Raw genomic sequence first — 18080 nt, 5'->3', positions numbered from 1 at the left:
CTCCTGGCACGCCCCGGGCATGACAACGATAGGAGACAACCATGACAACAGCCGTACACCCGGTCGACCAGATTTTGTCGACCCGACAGATGTTGACGTTGGGCTTGCAGCATATGGCGGTGTCGTACATCGGCGCCATCGCGGTGCCGCTGATCATTGCATCGGCGCTGAAGATGTCGCAGGCGGACACCATTGTCCTCATCAGCACAACGTTGTTCTGCTCGGGCATCGCCACGCTGTTGCAGACCATCGGGTTCTGGAAGTTCGGGGTGCGGTTGCCGATCCTGCAGGGGGTCGCGTTCAGCAGCGTAGGGCCGGTGATTGCCATCGGCACCAACCCTGCCGTAGGTTTCGCGGGCGTGTGCGGTGCGGTCATTACGGCCGGTCTGTTTACGCTGCTCGCCGCACCGCTGGTGGGGCGGCTGCGGCGATTTTTTCCACCGGTGGTGACGGGCTGTATCGTGACCGTCATCGGCCTGCAACTCTTTCCGGTCGCCTATGACTGGGTGGGCGGCGGGCGCAACGCCTCCAACTTCGGTGCGCCGCTGTACCTGATGGTGGCGGCCATCGTGGTGCTCACCATCCTCCTCATCAACCGCTTCGGCACCCCGCTGCTGCGCAACCTCGCGGTGCTGATCGGCATGATTGTCGGCACGCTGCTCGGCTGTGCGCTGGGCATGGGCAACTTCCACGGTGTGGCGGAAGCCCCGTGGGCAACGCTGCCGGTGCCCTTCCACTTCGGCATGCCCGTTTTTGCGATCGTGCCGGCACTCACCATGATCGTCGTGATGATCGTGCAGATGGTGGAATCGATGGGGCTGTTCCTGGCCATCGGTGACATCGTCGAGAAGCCCATCCAGGAAGAAGAAGCCATCAACGGCCTGCGCGCCAACGGTTTGGCCAGCGCCATTGCCGGCATGTTCGCAGCCTTCCCGTTCATTGCGTTCATGGAGAACGTCGGGTTGGTGGTGCTGACCGGCGTGCGCAGCCGCTGGGTGGTGGCCGTGAGCGGCGTGCTGATGTGCCTGGTGGCGCTGGTGCCCAAGGCCGGCGCCGTGATTGCCGCCACGCCGCCGGCTGCACTGGGCGGTGCGGGCATCGCCATGTTCGGTGTGGTGGCCGCAGCCGGTATCCAGACGCTGGCACGCGTGGACTACGAAGAGAACCGCTACAACGTGCTGATCGTGGGCTTCACCATTGCCGCGGCGTTGGTGCCGGTGCTTGCCCCGGCGCTGTTCAAGCAAATGCCCGACTGGACGCAACCGTTCCTGCACAGCGGCGTGGTCATCGCCTGCCTGGTGTCGGTGGCGCTGAATCTGCTGCTCAATGGCACCGGCGAAGCGCATGTGCCGTCGTCCATCGTGCGAACGGCCGGCCGCGCCTGATTTTCCACCGGAAACTCTCATGCTCAACACGCCTCAAGACATCCTGATCCGCCGCCCCGTCGCCGTCATGACCGGCCTGCGTGGCGACGCGGCGCGCGCTGGTGCCGTCGATATCCGCATCGTCGGCAGCCGCATTGCCGAGATGGGCCCCGACCTCATGCCCCGCCCCGGCGAGCGTGTGATCGACGCCAGCGACTGCCTCGTCTACCCCGGCTGGATCAACACACACCACCACCTGTTCCAGAACCTGCTCAAGGCCGTGCCGGAAGGCATGAACCAGGACCTGCAAGGGTGGCTGGCCAGCGTGCCATATCCGCGCCTGCCGCTGTTCACGCCGGAGCTGATGCGCACCGCTGCGCGCTTGGGGATGGCGGAGCTACTGCTGTCAGGCGCCACCACGTGTGCCGACCACCACTACCTCTATCACGCTGGCGGCAGCACCGAGTCGGGCGACATGCTGTTCAATGTGGCCGGTGAATTTGGCATGCGCTTCGTGTTGTGCCGTGGCGGCGCGATTGAATCAGCCAACAGCCATCCGGGGTTTTCGAAGACGGCGCTGCAACCAGAAACGCTCGACCAGATGCTGGCCGACATCGAACGCCTCAAGCACCGCTATCACGATGCTTCGCCCGACGCGATGCGCCGTGTGGTGGTTGCCCCGACCACGCCCACGTTCTCGCTGCCGCCGGCTCTGCTGGCAGAGTTGGCGCATGTGGCGCGCGCCATGAACCTACGCATGCATACGCACCTGTCTGAGACCGACAACTACGTACGCTTCTGCCGCGAGAAGTACAACTGCCTGCCGGTAGAGTTCGTGGCCGAGCACGAGTGGCTGGGACCAGATGTCTGGTTCGCGCACCTCGTGCACCTGCAGCCGTCGGAGATTCGCATGCTGGCGCAAACGGGCACCGGCATCGCGCACTGCCCGGTCAGCAACAGCCGGCTGGGCAGCGGCATCGCACCGGTGCCGCAGCTGGCGGCGGCCGGCGTGCCGGTGTCGTTGGGCGTGGATGGCGTGGCGTCGAACGAATCAGGCAGCATGACCGGCGAAGTCAACACCACCTGGCTGATCCACCGCGCAGCACAGGGCGCCAGCGCCACCACGGCCGAAGAGGTAATCCACTGGGCCACGGCCGGCGGCGCACGCGTGCTGGGTTTGGGCGAGGTCGGCACGTTGCGGGTCGGGCAAGCGGCAGACCTGGTGCTCTACGACATCAACCACCCGCGCTTCTACGGCTTCCACGATCCGGCGCTCGCGCCCGTGGTGGCGGGCGAGCCGATCACCGTGCGCACCAGCATCATCAACGGGCGCGTGGTGGTGGATGAGGGCGTGGTGTGCGGGCTGGATGTGGAGAGCATACGCGCGCAGGCCAGCCAGGGCGTGGCCGACCTGATGGCGTGTGCCTGACGGCTCAGGTGTCGAGCCGCAACGCCATGTGTTCTTCGTCGAAGAAGCGATCTCCGACACGCATGGCGCGGCGCTCGACGCCGAAGGTTTCGAAACCCACGTTGCGATACAGCTGTTGCGCACGCGGGTTTTCGGCATTGACGCAGAGTTGGATCTGCAACACGCGTGCGGCGCGCGCATGTTCAATGGCTGCGTCCAACAGACGCCCCGCAATACCACTCCGCCGGTGCGCGGGGTCTACAAACACGCCCCACAGCACAGCCTTGTGCGCGACTTGCGCGAGCCGTTCTCGGCGCAAGCCGGCAATGCCGATCAGCGCTTGCCCCGCAAACGCGCCAAACACGATCTGGTGATCGGTCGTGCGGATGCGATTGCGCGTCTCCTCCAGCGTGCGCCCGGACTCTTCATCGTGCGTCGGCCAGATGGCGGTGGGTGCATCTTGAATCGCCTGGAGGCGCAGCGCCTTGAACGCTTCAGCGTCATCGTCAACCAACGGGCGGATGGCGATGTCGCTCATGGTTGCTTGGCCTCGACGCTAAAAGCATCGCCCGTTTCAAAGAAGGCGCCGCCCGCGAGGTAATGCACCGTCTTGCTACCGGCATCGGTGAAGTGCCAGCGGCCGTTGCTGAACAACGCTGGGTCTGCCCAGGCGGCCGTCACTTCAGCAATGAACAGGTCGTAGCGCTTCTCGTTGTGCGGCTCTGGAATGACGCGGCATTCCAGCCATGCCGCGCAGCCCGCCACCAGTGGTACGTCGATCGTGCGGGCCGGTACGCTGGCGAGACCGAGCGCTTCGAACTTGTCGCCATCGCGGCCGGAGAGCGTGCCTACGGTGAGCGTCGTCTCGGCAATGGCTCGGGTGGGGATATTGAGTGCGAATACGCCGGAGGCTTCGATCAACTCACGCGTGAGCGTACGGCTGTCGACCACCAGCAGCACCCTGGGTGGGTCAAAGTCGAGCGGCATCGCCCAAGCGGCGGCCATGACGTTGCGCACGCCGTTGTGCGCACTGCTGACCAGCGTGGTCGGCCCATGGTTGAGCAATCGGTACGACTTGGCAAGCTCGACGGGCGCGAGCGAGATGGGATCGGGCATGGTAGTCAAACGAGGAATCATATCGACGACCCGCCATCATAGGGCAGCCGCCATCAGCTCGTAGGCGGCGCCGACAGCCGCGCAGCATCGTCGATACCGAACTCGGATCGGCAACGGCGGTCGTATTCAACGTTGACCCCGCCGACATGCGCGATGGCCGTCATCAGACGTGGGTGAAAGCCGGCCTCTTCCAATGAGCGCCCATCCGAGAAGGTCAGCTCAGTAAAAATCAAGCCCCGCCCCGCGACCGTGCATTGCACCTTCGTCACTTGCCCGAGCGGGTAGGACTCGGCATGCAGGGCAAAGAAACGCTTTTGCACAATCTGCGTCGGCGTGACGATCGTGTAGGTGTTCATCCCGGGCAGGCACAGCAGCAAGACCACCGGTGTCGCAACGGCAAACCGCCTGAGCTGTCGCCTCGCTTCTTCACGCTGCGCCCCAACTTTGCGCCCGCCGCGCCATGGACGGCGAAACACCTGCCACGCATTCGACAACACGCTGTACGTCAGCAGCAGATAGAACAAGACCAGCAGATTGTTCGGAAGAACATTGATCACACTGTTGCTGTCGAGCCGGACATAGGGCCCGAGCGAGGCATCAATGAAGAGCCACGCACCAATCCGGCGCAGCACCTCGAGTGCGGCCCACATGGCAGCGAACAGCGCGCACAGGCCGAGCGCGAACCCAAACAGGATCACGACATTGGTGCGCCAAGTGTCAAGGCGTTCTGACAGACTGCTTTTCATATCCTTGGCCAGCAACGCCCCGATGCGGGCAGCGATGGATGCGCCAGACAGCACGAGCGCAATCAGCGGCCGGCCTTCGTACCGGCACGGCCGCTGGAGCGGCTTACTCCGCCACGCGCTTGGCGATGTGATCCAGCGCCTCTTCCACCTGATCAATCAGGATCAGGCAGAGGTCGCCGGGCTGCAGGCGGCCCAGTGCCGTATCAATGGCGAGGAACTCGCCGCGAATCTCATCGATGTGGCTGGTGCGCTGGGCACCCTGCAGCCCCTCGCGCAGCAGCGCCAGCACTTCGCCGTCTGCACGGCCGCGCTGGCATTGGTCTTCGTACAGCAGGACATCGTCAAACACGCCACCGAGGATCTGCGTCTGCTTGCGGATGTCCTCATCACGGCGGTCACCCGCCCCGCTGATCACCACAGAGCGGCGACGCGCCGGCATGGTAGCCACGGCGTTGCACAGTGCCTGGATGGCGTCGGGGTTGTGGCCGTAGTCGGCGATGAGCGTGGCACCCTTGTAGTCGAACAGGTTGAAGCGGCCCGGTGCCGTGGCAGCGTCGTTCACAAACGTCGCCAGCCCGCGGCGAATGACCGCCCAGTCGATACCAAGCGCCCAAGCAGCGGCAATCGACGACATGGCGTTCTCAACCTGGAAACCGATCGTGCCATTGCGCGTGAGCGGAATATCGGCCAATGCGATGCGCGTTTCGTTGGCGCCTTCGGTCGCCACGATCTCCGCACCGTCGACAAACACCACACGCTTGCCCTGGGCGCGATGCAGTGCCAGGGTGGGCAGGCTCGCATCCTGCGCGAAGAACGTGACCGAACCCGGGCAACCATCGGCCATGCGCGCAACCATCGGGTCGGCGGCGTTGAGGACGGCCATGCCGCGCGGTGCCACGTTCTGCACAATCACGCTCTTGAGCACGGCCAAGTCTTCAACAGTGCTGATGTAGTTCAGGCCCAGGTGGTCGCCTTCGCCCACGTTGGTCACCACGGCCACGTCGCAGCGGTCGAAGGCCAGGCCTTCGCGCAGCAGGCCGCCGCGCGCGGTTTCGAACACAGCGGCATCCACGTCGGGGTGCAGCAGCACGTTGCGGGCGCTGCGCGGGCCGCTGCAGTCGCCGGTATCGATGCGCTGGCCTTGGATGTACACGCCGTCAGTGCCGGTCATGCCCATGCGCAGGCCACTGGAGGCCAGCAGATGGGTGATCAGGCGCACGGTCGTCGTCTTGCCGTTGGTGCCGGAGACTGCCACCAAAGGGATGCGACCATCGTCGCCGTCGGCAAACATCGTCGAGATGATGGCCTCGCCCACCGCGCGGCCCTTGCCGTATGACGGCTGCAGGTGCATGCGCAGGCCCGGCGCGGCATTGACTTCCACAATGCCGCCGGCCTGGTCCTCGAACGGCTTGAGCATCGTTTCGCACACGGCATCCACACCGCAGATGTCGAGCCCGACCATCTGTGCAGCAGCCACCGCTCGTGCGGCAATGGCTGGGTGGACGTCGTCGGTCACATCGGTTGCTGCACCGCCCGTGGAAAGGTTGGCGTTGTTACGCAGCACCACGCGCGTACCCTTCGGCGGCACGGCGTCGGCGCTCAGGCCCTGCTTGGCGAGCGTGGCCAGTGCAATGTCGTCAAAGCGGATCTTCGTGAGCGACGTGGCATGCCCTTCGCCGCGGCGCGGGTCGCGGTTCACTTCTTCAACCAGCTCGCGCACCGTGTGCTTGCCGTCGCCAATGACCTGCGGTGGGTCGCGGCGCGCGGCCGCCACCAAGTGTTTGCCCACCACCAGCAGACGGAAATCGTGGCCGGGGATGTAGCGTTCGACGATCACGTCCGACGAGATGTCGGCCGCGACTTCGTAGGCGGTCATCACCTCTTCCTGCGTGCGGATGCGCACGGCCACGCCCTTGCCCTGGTTGCCATCACGCGGCTTGACCACCACCGGACCGCTGATTTCCTGCGCGGCTTCCCAGGCCTCTTCGGCGCTGCGCACCGAGCGGCCCAGCGGCACCGGCACACCAGCTGCGTGCAGCAGGGTCTTGGTCAGGTCCTTATCCTGCGCGATGGATTCGGCCACGGCGCTGGTCATGTCGGTCTCGGCCGCCTGAATGCGGCGCTGCTTGCTGCCCCAACCGAACTGCACCATCGAGCCTTGCGTGAGGCGGCGGTACGGAATGCCGCGCGCCACAGCCGCATCGACGATGGAACCGGTGCTTGGGCCCAGGCGCACGTCTTCGTCCAGGTCGCGCAGGCGGTGCAGCGCGTCGTCCAGATCGAACGGCTGGTCATCACGCGCCGCCAGACAGAGTTGGCCAGCCAGCTCGAACGCCAGTCGCCCCACTTCCTCTTCGCTGTATTCGACAACGACTTGGTACGTACCCGGTTCGAGCGTGGGCTCAGTGTGGCTGAAAGTGACCGGGCAACCGGCAGCAGCCTGCAGGCCCAGCGCAGCGGCTTCCAGTGCATGCGCCATCGACGGCGCACCGGCTTCGTCATCCGGCCGCAGCGGGCCGATGGCTGGAAAACGCGCACGCAGGCGTTCTTCAAAGCCCGGCAGCTCGGCCAGCAGCAGCGATTGGTCCGAGCACGCCACGATGGCCTCGATGGCCGTGTGACGACACCAGAGATTCGGGCCGCGCAAGGCCCGGATACGAGAGACTTCCATACAGTCGGCTTTCCGTTGTGCTTGGGGCTGCTTGTGAGATTCAGGCCCGGTGTTCCGTGCGGCCCATCCACTGGTGGACTTGTTCGACAGTGGCATCGATCGCGCACTCATCGCATTGCAGGACCAGCAGGTCACCAGCTGCGAGCTGCGATAGCGCCGTTTCCACGGCATCCCAGCGCTTGCCCCCTTCAATGACGACCTCGGCCACTCGGCCGCCTTGCTGCAACCCTTGCTTGAGCAGCGCACGCGCCTGGGACTCGAACTGGGCATCGGCACGCTTGACGCTCGCGTCTTCGCACAGCAGCACGCGGTCGAACGTTTGGCCAATTACCTTACCTTGTGCCACGAGATCCTCGTCGCGGCGCTGAACGCCGGCACCAAATACCAGCGTCCGGCGCTCTGCCGGGAAGTTGTCCAACGCAGCGGTCAGCGCCTGCAGCGCCGACACGTTGTGCGCGTCATCCACCACGATCGTGGCGCCGTTGTGCTGGAACAGCGTGAAGCGGCCCGGCACATCCACCTGGCCAACGTCAAACGTGAGAATGCCGGCACGGATCAACTCATGCGAGATGCCCAGCGCCCAGCCAGTCGCCACGGCGGCCAGCACGTTCTCGACCTGGAACGGCACCCGGCCCGCGTAAGCGAGCGGGATGGCCGACACATCGGCCAGTGCCACTTCCGTTTGGCCGGTGGCGAGCACCACCTTGCCATCGCGCACGAACACAGCCCGCTTGCCCGCGGCACGGTGTGCTGCGATGGCCGGCAGGTCACCCGAGAGCGCAAAGAAGATCACCTCGCCGTCGCACAGCTCAGCCATCTCGACCAGGCGCGCGTCAGCGGCATTGAGCACGCCCACGCCGGTTTTCAGCACCACATCAATCTGCGTACGCAGAACGCTGTACATGCGGTCTTCGTCTTCGACGTAGAAGTCGCCCAGGTGATCGGGCTTGTCGAAGTTGGTGACCACGCCGACCTGGCAGCGGTCATACGGCAGCCCTTGCGACAGGATCATGCCGCTGTCGTTTTCGAACACGGCGGCTTCCACCGCGCGGTTCATCAAGATGCGATGGCAGGCGTCCCAGGCAGCGCGATCGCTGCGGGCCACTCCTTCCACCTGGCGGTGGTCCAGGTACAAGCCGTCGCTGCAGCCCAGGCCCGTGTGCTTGCCCGACAGCTGCAGCAGTTGCGCCACCAGCTTGGCGACGACGGTCTTGCCGTTGGTGCCCGTGATGCCGACGACGGGAATGCGGCCATCGTCCTGCACGCCGTCCTTGTCGGAGAACAGGTGGTCGACAATCGCACGGCCCACCGGGCGCGGTTCGCCCTGGGCGGGGCGGATATGCATCAGCAAACCCGGCCCGGCGTTCACCTCAACAACGGCGCCGCGCTGTTCGTCCAGCGGGCGCGAGATGTCTTCGGCCACCAGATCCACACCGGCAATGTCCAGCCCGACCACCCGTGCCGCCAGCGACACATGGGCCGCCACGCTCGGGTGCACGCGGTCGGTCACATCAAATGCGACGTTGCCGTTGCGCTGGATCAGCACGGTGCGGCCTGCGGGCGGCACGGCGGTGCCATCGGCATAGCCCTGGCGCTTGAGCTCCAAGCGCGCGGCGGAGTCCAGGCGCACAGGGTTCAGCGGGTGCTCTTCGGTAGGTCCACGGCGCGGGTCGGCGTTGATCTGCGATTCGATCAGCTCCTCAATGGTGGAGGTGCCATCGCCGACAACCGAGGCGGTCTCGCCCATGGCCGCCGCTGCCACACGGCCGCCCACCACCAGCAGGCGGTGTTCGTTGCCGGAGACGAAGCGCTCGACGATCACGCCGTTGCCTTCCTCGATGGCCACGGCATAGGCGGTTTCCACCTCTTCGCGCGTCATCAGGTTCGTGAAGACGCCGCGGCCGTGGTTGCCGTCGTATGGCTTGACCACCACGGGCACGCCGATGTCTTCGGCGGCGTCCCACGCGTCTTCGGCGCTGTCGACCATGCGGCCTTCCGGCACCGGCACGCCGCACGACTGCAATAAGCTTTTCGTAAGGTCCTTGTCGCGCGAGATCGATTCGGCAATGGCGCTGGTGCGGTCCGTCTCGGCCGTCCAGATGCGGCGCTGGCGTGCGCCGTAGCCCAGTTGCACGAGGTTGCCATCCGACAGGCGGATCGACGGAATGCCCCGGTCATCGGCGGCATCCACGATGCAGGCCGTGCTGGGGCCAAGGCAGTGGTCGTCCACCAGATCGCGCAGCGTTTCAACCGCGGCATCCACGTCGAACGGGCGATCTTCGATGGCGGCCATGACGAGGTCCCGCGCCGCCAGCAGTGCTGCACGGGTCACGTCTTCGTGCCAGGCACGCACGATCACCTTGTAGACACCGCGGATCGGGGTCTCGCGCGCCTTGCCGAAACCGCCCGGCATACCGGCCAGGTTCTGCAGCTCAAGCGTGACGTGCTCCAGGATGTGACCCGGCCAGGTGCCTTCCTTCAAGCGCATCAGGAAGCCGCCGCGCACGCCGGGGCTGCAGCGGTGCTCGATCAGCGTTGGCAGCCACGTCGACAGGCGCTCATAGAACCCCGGAATCGTGTTGGAGGGGAAATCCTCCAGTTCACCAATGTCGACCCATGCCTCCAGCACTGGCCGATATGTCCACATATTCGGGCCGCGCAGCGACATGACATCGAGAATCTCAATGTCCTTCTTCTTCATCGAATTAGCTTGGAAAGCAGTGGGCGAAATGCCCGAGAAAATGAAGCGTTACCTTTCAATAACGTTACAACGGCTTCGGCGTTGACCGCTTGAGCCAGGAGTGCGTTGTGCACCGCACCAAATTCCTGGCTCGCTCCCCTAGGTATACTTGCGAGCAAAATTTCGGGCCACCGGGCGCTCAACGCGCGCGATGGCCGCACCATTGCTCCGATTTATGTTCGTCCTTTACCCGTTTTGGGCTGTTTTTTGGGCCATTGGGACGCGCTTTTTGAATTCTTTGCGCCGCTCATGACCCAGTCCTCCCCAACATCCGCCCCCAACCTTGCCCGCGCTCAGGACCCCTGGAGTGTCGAGCTCGGCTCAAGCCTCGCTCCAGAGGAAACCGTCCTGGCCGGACTGCAGCTGGATTTGGACGCAAGGCTGCATTTTACCCAAGGGTGGCTGGTTGTTACGCATCGCCGCCTGATCGGGCGGGCACCCGGCGGCAAGGACTTGCAAAGCTGGGACATCGCGCCCGGCATGACGCTTTCGCACACCGACCACGCCGGCGTGGGCACGCTGGAGCTGTCCGACGGCCAGCGCCGCCTTGCGAGCTGGCGGTACACGCTGGGCCACAACGCCGACGCCCTGCGGCTGACGGACGTGTTCGACGCACGCCGCAACGCACTGACTGCAGGTGCCGAGCCCGCTCCGGCCGACGCCAATGTCTGCCCAACCTGCAAGGCGCCGCTCCCGCCCGGTGAAGACACCTGCCCTCAGTGCAGCCGCGAGCTGGAACAGCCGCCCTCCACCTGGGCCCTGCTGCGCCTGTGGCGCTTTGCCCGGCCGTATCGCTGGCAATTGCTGGCTGGTTTCGCCCTGCTGCTGCTCGGCACGGCCGCCACCCTGGTGCCGCCGTACCTGACGATGCCCTTGATGGACAAGGTGCTGATCCCGTACCAGAACGGCAAGCCGATCGACACCAGCCTGGTCGCGCTCTATCTGAGCGGTCTCCTTGGCGCCGCGCTGGTGGCGTGGTCGCTGGGCTGGGCGCGCACCTACCTGCTGGCGCGCGTGTCCGAGCGCATCAGCGCCGACCTGCGCACCACGACGTACGAGCACCTGCTCAAGCTGTCGCTGGAGTACTTCGGCGGCAAGCGCACGGGTGACCTGATGGCCCGCATCGGCTCGGAAAGCGATCGGATCAGTGTGTTCCTATCGCTACATCTGCTCGACTTCGCCACCGACGTGCTGATGATCGCGATGACGGCGGTGATCCTGGTCTCGATCGACCCCTGGCTGGCGCTCGTCACGCTGATGCCGCTGCCGTTCATCGCGTCGATGATTCACCTCGTGCGCGACCGCCTGCGGCACGGTTTCGAGAAGATCGACCGGATCTGGTCGGAAATCACCAACGTGCTGGCCGACACGATCCCGGGCATCCGCGTGGTCAAGGCCTTCGCCCAGGAAAAGCGCGAAGTGACGCGCTTTGCTGAAGCCAACAAGCACAATCTGGCGATCAACGATCGCGTCAACGCGGTGTGGTCGCTGTTCACGCCCACCGTGACGCTGCTGACCGAAGTGGGCCTGCTGGTGGTGTGGATCTTCGGGATCTGGCAGATCAGCCACGACGCCATCAGCGTGGGCGTGCTCGTGGCGTTCCTGACCTATATCAGCCGCTTCTACACACGCCTGGATTCGATGAGCCGCATCGTGTCCGTCACGCAGAAGGCGGCGGCCGGCGCCAAGCGGATCTTCGACATCCTTGACCATGTATCGAGCGTGCCGGAGCCGGCCAAGCCCATGCACATCGAGAAGGTCAACGGCGCGATCGAGCTGCGCGACCTGGGCTTCCGCTACGGCAACCGTGCGGTGATCCGCGGCCTGAACCTGTCGATCCAGCCGGGCGAGATGATCGGCCTGGTGGGGCATAGCGGCTCGGGCAAGAGCACGCTCGTGAACCTGATCTGCCGCTTCTACGATGTGTCGGAAGGGGCGATCCGCGTGGATGGCGTCGATATCCGCTCGCTGCCCATCTCGGAATTCCGCCGCAACATCGGCCTGGTGCTGCAGGAGCCGTTCCTGTTCTTTGGCACGATTGCCGACAACATCGCCTACGGTAAGCCCGACGCCACGCGCGAGGAGATCGTCGCCGCCGCGCGCGCGGCCCACGCGCACGAGTTCATCCTGCGCCTACCGCATGGCTACGATTCGCTGGTGGGTGAACGGGGCCAGGCGCTGTCGGGCGGTGAGCGCCAGCGCATTTCGATTGCGCGCGCGCTGCTCATCAACCCGCGCATCCTGATCATGGACGAGGCCACGTCGTCGGTGGATACGACCACCGAGAAAGAAATCCAGAAGGCGCTCGACAACCTCGTGCAGGGCCGCACGACCATCGCCATCGCGCACCGTCTGTCAACGCTGCGCAAGGCCGATCGCCTGGTCGTCATGGACCGTGGCCAAATCGTCGAGGTGGGCAGCCACGATGAACTGCTGGCACGCGAAGGGGCGTACTACAAGCTCTATCAGGCGCAAGCGCGCAATGTCGATGCAGACACCGACATGACGAGCGACGGCGAGCGCGTGGACGCTGCCGAACCGGCTTACGCGCAATAAGCGCAGCCATCACGTTTCTGGAAGAGCACGGTAATGCAGACGCCCGATTTCACCCTGAGCCGCAACAGCCTCGGCAAGCTGGTCATGACCCTGGCCGATGGCACCTCGCATGAAGGCGTAGTGCCTGTGCGCGCGTTTCCGATTTCCGCCGCCGGCGACGGTTTCAGCCTGATGAGCACCGATGGCCGCGAGCTGGTCTGGATCACGCGGCTGGATGCGTTGCCCGAACCAACACGCACGCTGATCGCAGATGAGCTGGCCGCACGCGAGTTCATGCCCGAGATCCGCAAGATCATCGGCGTGTCGACCTATGCCACGCCCAGCACGTGGACGGTGCAGACCGATCGCGGCCAGACCGATCTCGTATTGCGCGGGGAAGAAGACATCCGTCGCCTGACCGGCAGCACGCTGCTGATCTCAGACAGCCACGGCATCCACTACCTGATTCGCGATCACTTTGCGCTGGACAAGCCCAGCCGCAAGATCCTGGACCGGTTCCTCTGAGCTGCGCAGCGGTCATCTGGTGGCGGAAGCGGCGGGCAACGCCGGCTGCACTGTCGCCATGACCTCGCTGAACAACGTTTTGGTCTGCCTCCAGATCGCGCGCTGGTTATAGTCACCCGCGGTGGCCACCACCACCATGTCTAGCCCCGGCACGATCCAGAGACGCTGCCCGCCTCGGCCGATGCCACCGATCCAGTCCTGCTGCGCACCGCCCGCTTCCACCTTGCCCAGCCACCACTGGTAGCCATACTGCAAGCCGGGCTCGAGGCCAGTGTCGATGCGTGGGCGCGTCGATTCCGCAATCCATTCGGCGGGCACGATCTGGCGACCCTGCCATTGACCGTGCTGCAGTACGAGTTGCCCGATGCGGGCCAGATCACGCGGGCGCAGCCGCAACCCGGCGTGCGCCATCGGGCGGCCCCGAAAATCGTCGACCCATTCCCAGTCGGTAATACCCAGCGGTTCGAAAAGTTGCTTGCGCGCGTAGTCGGGCAGCGACATGCCCACGCGCTCCACCAGCAACTGCGCCAGCACCACCGTGTTGCCGCCGTTGTAGTTGAACTGCGTGCCGGCCGGCGCAGCCATGGGCCGGTCGAACACGTAGTGCGCCTGCGCACCGCGCCAGATCAGGCCAAATTCGTCGTTGTCCAGCAGGCCGGTCGCGTTCCATTCGTTCCAGGCCAGGCCGCTCGACATGGCGAGCATCTGCGCCAGCGTGATCGCCTCACGCCCTTGCCCGTTGAGGTCTGCCAGATCCGAAAACAATGACAACGCGGGCGTGTCGAGCGGCGGCATCTTGCCTTGCGCCTGCGCAATCCCCCATAGCAGGCTCGTCACCGATTTGCTGATCGACCGGACGTCGTGCACGGTGGTCGGGCCAAATACTCGCGTGGTGCGGAACAGGTCTTTGATGCGCTCGTCCTTACCGGGCCGATAGACCTCGGCCACCAGATGGCCCTGGCGTACAACGAGCAGGCTGTGGAAGTTGATATCGCCGTCTGCGAAGTGATGCAGGACGCTGCAGAGGCGGTCGGCATCGAAACCCGCTGCAGCAGGGCTCGCGTCGACCTGCCAGCCGTCGTTCAATTGGGCTGGCGCATCGCACAGTGGAGCGGCAAGCGTTACATGCGTGCACACGGCCAAGCCAAGCGCGAGTCCCGCGCGGGCTAACCAGCCAAGACTGCGATGTCGTTGCGTCATGAAGCCCCACGTTGGATCGGTGGCAGGCAGTATCACCAACTGTTTGGCGTCAACCAAGCGGCGTGCGACGAACGGTGGATCCAGCGGCGTGAATGTCAGCGAAAGTGGTCTGACGGCTACACGCCTGTTGATGCGTAGACGTAGGCAAAGACGAATGCCCCGATCACCAGCGAGGCCACCCAGCCGGAAATGCGCACGCGGCGCGAACGCACCACTGCGCTCGAAAACAGCATGCGCTCGCGGCGTGCTGCGGCGCCGAAAGCAAGCAGCAGAAAGCCGAGCAGGCCAACTGCTGTAACGGCTGCGCCGACGCTCAGGCGCGACCACGTGGCCCTCAGCTGTTCACCATCCTGATAACCGAGATAGCTGCAAACCACCCCGATCACAACGAGGGCAATGCAGCCGAGGACAAAACGACCGCGCGCGGGGCGGGCTTTCCAATCAACCGGCATGTTGTTCTTGTTCTGCAAACACAATGGGCGAAGTATAAGTCGCATCCGAACCGACCCCGCCAAGTGCGACGCCAAGTCCCCGTCGGGAACCCCTGCCCGCGTTACCATGTCGGACTGATCTGATTTCAAAGTTACGTTACAGGCACCTATGGTCACACGCCGAACCCTTCTTGCCTCCGCCTCCGTTACCGCCACGCTGGCCGCGCTTGGCATCACGCCCGAAGCGCTGGCCGCCAGCCGCGTCAAACTGGGCGATGCCGCACCGTTTTCTTTCGATGCACTGATCGAGCGCGCCCGCACGATGGCCGGCCAGCCGTATACGCCGCCCGCCACCGCGCCGGCTGACATCCTCGCCAAGATCGACTACGAAGCGCACGGCAAGATCAAGTTCGACACGGCGCACGCGCTGTTTGCCGATGGTCCTGGCCAGTTTCCGGTGACGTTCTTCCACCTGGGCACGTTCTTCCGTGCACCAGTGCGCATGCACGTCGTGGAGAAAGGCGCCGCGCGCGAGGTCGTCTACGACGAGACCTACTTCGACATGCCTGCCGACAGCCCCGCGCGCAAGCTGCCGCGCGGCAGCGGGTTCGCTGGTTTTCGCTTCCAGGAAAGCCGCCTGGGCGACCAGAAGAAACTCGACTGGAAGAAGAATGACTGGGTGGCCTTCCTCGGTGCGTCGTACTTCCGCGCCATCGGCGAGCTGTATCAGTACGGTCTCTCGGCGCGCGGCATTGCGCTGGACGTGGCTCAAGCAGGCAAACCGGAAGAATTTCCCAACTTCACGCACGTGTGGTTCGACACGCCGGCAGACAACCGCGCCGATTCCGTCACCATCTACACGCTGCTCGACGGCCCGAGCATCACGGGTGCATATCGCTTCGTCATGCACCGCACGAAGGGCGTGGTGATGGACATCGACACGGCGATCTTTTTGCGCCGCGACATTGACCGCTTCGGCATCGCGCCGGCCACGTCGATGTACTGGTTCTCGGAAACCGCCAAGGGCACCGCCACCGACTGGCGCCCCGAGGTGCACGATTCCGACGGACTGGCTCTCTGGACGGGCAGCGGCGAGCGCATCTGGCGCCCGCTGAACGATCCGCCGCGCACGATGGCGTCCGCTTTTGGCGACAACAACCCGCGCGGCTTCGGCTTGCTGCAGCGCGATCGCGACTTCAATAACTACCAAGACGGCGTGCACTACGAGCGCCGCCCGAGCCTGTGGGTCGAGCCGCTGGAGGGCTGGGGCGAAGGCGCGGTGCAGCTCATCGAAATCCCGACCGACGACGAGATCCACGACAACATCGTCGCCATGTGGGTGCCGAAAGCGCCGGCGCGCGCGGGTAGTCAATATCGCTTGCGCTACCGCCTGCACTGGCTGGCCGATGAACCGTATCCGACGCCGCTGGCGCGTTGCGTGGCCACGCGCCTGGGTAACGGTGGCCAGCCGGGCCAGCCGCGTCCGCACGGTGTGCGCAAGTTCATGGTGGAGTTCAAGGGCGGTCCGCTGGAGAAGCTGCCCTTTGGCGTAAAGCCCGAAGCGGTGCTGAGCACCTCGCGCGGCACGTTCTCGTATGTGTTTACGGAAGCGGTGCCGAATGGTGTGCCGGGCCACTGGCGCGCGCAGTTCGATCTGACGGTCGACGGCAAGGACCCGGTGGACATGCGCCTGTTCCTGCGCGTGGATGGCAAGCCGCTGTCGGAAACGTGGCTCTACCAATACCACCCGTTCCAATCGCCGGTGGGGCCGGTGGCGTCGTAAGCACCGGCGCGACCAATAAATAAGGCGGGAGAATTCCCGCCTTATTTATATGCCACCGTCACCACGGCCAGGGCTGGTTCTGCCCCCGGCGGATGCGATAGCGTAAGTTTGCCGTTCTTGCCTGTGAGCACGTTGGCCTTGAAGCCTTCATACCGGGCGCGCACAGCTGCGCCACCAACGGCCTCACTAACACGCTGCCACACGCTCGACGATTTGCTGCGCGCCACGACCGATACCTCGGCGGGCACTGGCTTGACCACGGGCGTGTTGAAGTCCACCACCACCTGATTGCCGGTTGCGGCTGTACGCGCTTGCAGACCATCGACCACGCCCGCAGCACGCGGCCCGGCCTGCACGCTGTACCCGGTTGCAACAACAGCGCCCCTAAACCGGATCGTTCCACTGCTCTGGCCATCAGCTGCCAGCGCCCCAGTCACCCCAATCGCCGCCATCAACGCGGCGGCCCCTCTCGTATAGCACTTGCGCATAACAACCCCCAATGCCCGACCCTCGGGCGATGCTCTCTACCCAGTCGTTTACGGACGACCAGACATGACACGTTTTTAACGACTAATTTGTGACAGCCAGATTCAACAATTTTTTACATACGAAATCGTCTCACAACCCGATTCCTATCTTTAACTCCGGGTATTCCCGATTGAATATAAGAATCAGAAATACAGCATCCTCAGAGATTTATGGTGTCGGCCATACTGCCAGCGCTTGCATCAGCCGTTTGCCCAGCGGGATGCGCTTGGCCATGTCGACTTCGTTGGGCATGTCGATGTTGAGGGCGAACGCGTAAACCTGCCCCGCCCGTTCAACCCAGCCCACCCACCAACCGATTTCGGGCTGGTACTCGGTTGCGACGCCTGTCTTGGCGTAGAGCGCTGCATCGCCCTGCTTCTCGATTAGCAACATGCGATGGACCCGATCCCACGTACGTGGCGTCACGGGCAACTGCTTGAGTGCCAGTCGGCTGGTGAAGCGCGCTTCTTCAAATGCAGAAATCTCCAGCGGACCACGCAGCCAGAACTGGTCAATCACACTGCCGATCTGACGGTTTCCATAGTCAAAGGCATCCACGTAGGCCTGCATACGCTCAGCGCCAATGCGGCGCGCCACTTCCTGATAGATCGGCACGTTGGACGCACGAATCGCCTCGGGCAACGTCATGTCGTGCTCCCAGCGCTTGTAGGGCTGGGGCTTGCCGCCGTATGGGACCACCTCGTGGTCATCGCGCACGGCACCCGTATCGAAGGCAATCAGGCTATTGGGAATCTTGAAAGTCGATGCTGGGTGAATGCGTCGCGCGGCGCGCGACAGGTCGACCACGTAGGTGCGATCAGCGCTGATGTCCATCAGCACGAAGGTGCCCGTGACACCGGTTTCGTCGAAGACGCGCTTCAGGTCATCGCGCACGATCAACTCGGCGTGCGCTTGACTGGCACCCATCACGAAAGCACAGGCTGTAAAGGCCAGCGCGAAGGTCTTTGACCAGCGAGAGAGCATAGGAACTCCTTGAACGTTGTCGGTAGCTGCCGGCAAGCACCGGCGCTGC

The 18080-nt window shown here is 64.5% G+C and carries 14 protein-coding genes; 5 read left to right on the top strand and 9 right to left on the bottom strand.

What is annotated here, in order from left to right; translation table 11 throughout:
* Positions 1-41: 41 nt before the first annotated feature.
* Both R2N11_RS12810 and R2N11_RS12805 read left to right on the top strand, forming a co-directional pair.
* Positions 42-1385 carry a nucleobase:cation symporter-2 family protein gene (locus R2N11_RS12810; RefSeq protein ID WP_316681315.1) on the top strand — a complete coding sequence of 448 codons (1344 nt, stop codon included), beginning with the start codon at positions 42-44 and terminating at the stop codon, positions 1383-1385.
* 19 nt (positions 1386-1404) lie between these two features.
* The gene (locus R2N11_RS12805) at positions 1405-2793 is read left to right on the top strand and encodes an amidohydrolase family protein (RefSeq protein WP_199033268.1); all 1389 of its coding nucleotides are present in this window, start codon (positions 1405-1407) and stop codon (positions 2791-2793) included.
* A 4-nt stretch (positions 2794-2797) separates the two neighbouring features.
* Here the strand turns inward: R2N11_RS12805 and R2N11_RS12800 are convergent, their stop codons facing one another.
* Genes R2N11_RS12800 through cphA (R2N11_RS12780) form a run of 5 tightly spaced genes read right to left on the bottom strand, consistent with a single transcriptional unit; the run spans position 2798 to position 10006 of the window.
* Positions 2798-3310 (bottom strand): GNAT family N-acetyltransferase, encoded by a 513-nt coding sequence (locus R2N11_RS12800; protein WP_316681314.1) that lies wholly within the window; start codon positions 3308-3310, stop codon positions 2798-2800.
* A complete protein-coding gene (locus tag R2N11_RS12795; RefSeq protein ID WP_316681313.1) occupies positions 3307-3888 on the bottom strand; it encodes a flavin reductase family protein in 582 nt (193 codons plus the stop codon). The genes R2N11_RS12800 and R2N11_RS12795 overlap by 4 nt, the downstream gene beginning before the upstream one ends.
* Before the next feature lie 53 nt (positions 3889-3941).
* Positions 3942-4688 (bottom strand): hypothetical protein, encoded by a 747-nt coding sequence (locus R2N11_RS12790; protein ID WP_316681312.1) that lies wholly within the window; start codon positions 4686-4688, stop codon positions 3942-3944.
* A 49-nt stretch (positions 4689-4737) separates the two neighbouring features.
* Entirely contained in the window at positions 4738-7305 is a 2568-nt protein-coding gene (gene cphA / locus R2N11_RS12785) for a cyanophycin synthetase (protein WP_199032652.1), read from the bottom strand.
* Between the two features lie 40 nt (positions 7306-7345).
* Complete coding sequence (cphA, locus tag R2N11_RS12780) at positions 7346-10006, bottom strand: cyanophycin synthetase (protein WP_316681311.1); 2661 nt, start codon at positions 10004-10006, stop codon at positions 7346-7348.
* Positions 10007-10294: 288 nt separating this feature from the next.
* Between cphA (R2N11_RS12780) and R2N11_RS12775 the strand changes: the two genes are divergently transcribed.
* Positions 10295-12601, top strand: coding sequence for a cyanophycin metabolism-associated ABC transporter (locus R2N11_RS12775; protein ID WP_316681310.1), 2307 nt, complete (start codon positions 10295-10297; stop codon positions 12599-12601).
* Positions 12602-12634: 33 nt separating this feature from the next.
* Positions 12635-13105 (top strand): cyanophycin metabolism-associated DUF1854 family protein, encoded by a 471-nt coding sequence (locus tag R2N11_RS12770; RefSeq protein WP_199032649.1) that lies wholly within the window; start codon positions 12635-12637, stop codon positions 13103-13105.
* A 12-nt stretch (positions 13106-13117) separates the two neighbouring features.
* On the opposite strand, the gene R2N11_RS12765 is transcribed toward R2N11_RS12770, so the two are convergent.
* Complete coding sequence (locus tag R2N11_RS12765) at positions 13118-14305, bottom strand: serine hydrolase domain-containing protein (protein WP_316681309.1); 1188 nt, start codon at positions 14303-14305, stop codon at positions 13118-13120.
* A 116-nt stretch (positions 14306-14421) separates the two neighbouring features.
* Positions 14422-14757: a hypothetical protein gene (locus tag R2N11_RS12760; protein ID WP_199032647.1), complete on the bottom strand. Its 336-nt coding sequence runs from the start codon at positions 14755-14757 to the stop codon at positions 14422-14424.
* A gap of 148 nt (positions 14758-14905) precedes the next feature.
* Here R2N11_RS12760 and R2N11_RS12755 point away from each other — a divergent pair, with 148 nt between their 5' ends.
* Entirely contained in the window at positions 14906-16519 is a 1614-nt protein-coding gene (locus tag R2N11_RS12755) for an OpgD/OpgG family glucan biosynthesis protein (protein ID WP_316681308.1), read from the top strand.
* Between the two features lie 41 nt (positions 16520-16560).
* Here R2N11_RS12755 and R2N11_RS12750 read toward each other — a convergent pair whose 3' ends face one another.
* Both R2N11_RS12750 and blaOXA read right to left on the bottom strand, forming a co-directional pair.
* On the bottom strand, positions 16561-17007 hold the full coding sequence (locus R2N11_RS12750) for a hypothetical protein (RefSeq protein ID WP_199032632.1): 447 nt from the start codon (positions 17005-17007) through the stop codon (positions 16561-16563).
* Positions 17008-17215: 208 nt separating this feature from the next.
* Positions 17216-18031, bottom strand: a complete 816-nt coding sequence (gene blaOXA / locus R2N11_RS12745) for an OXA-60 family carbapenem-hydrolyzing class D beta-lactamase (protein WP_316681307.1) — start codon at positions 18029-18031, stop codon at positions 17216-17218.
* Positions 18032-18080: the final 49 nt, after the last annotated feature.

Source organism: Ralstonia flaminis (assembly GCF_958415495.1).
GTDB classification, from domain to species: Bacteria; Pseudomonadota; Gammaproteobacteria; order Burkholderiales; family Burkholderiaceae; genus Ralstonia; species Ralstonia flaminis.
The sequence above is the reverse complement of the archived record's forward strand: the minus strand, read 5'-3'. Positions and strand labels throughout refer to the sequence as shown.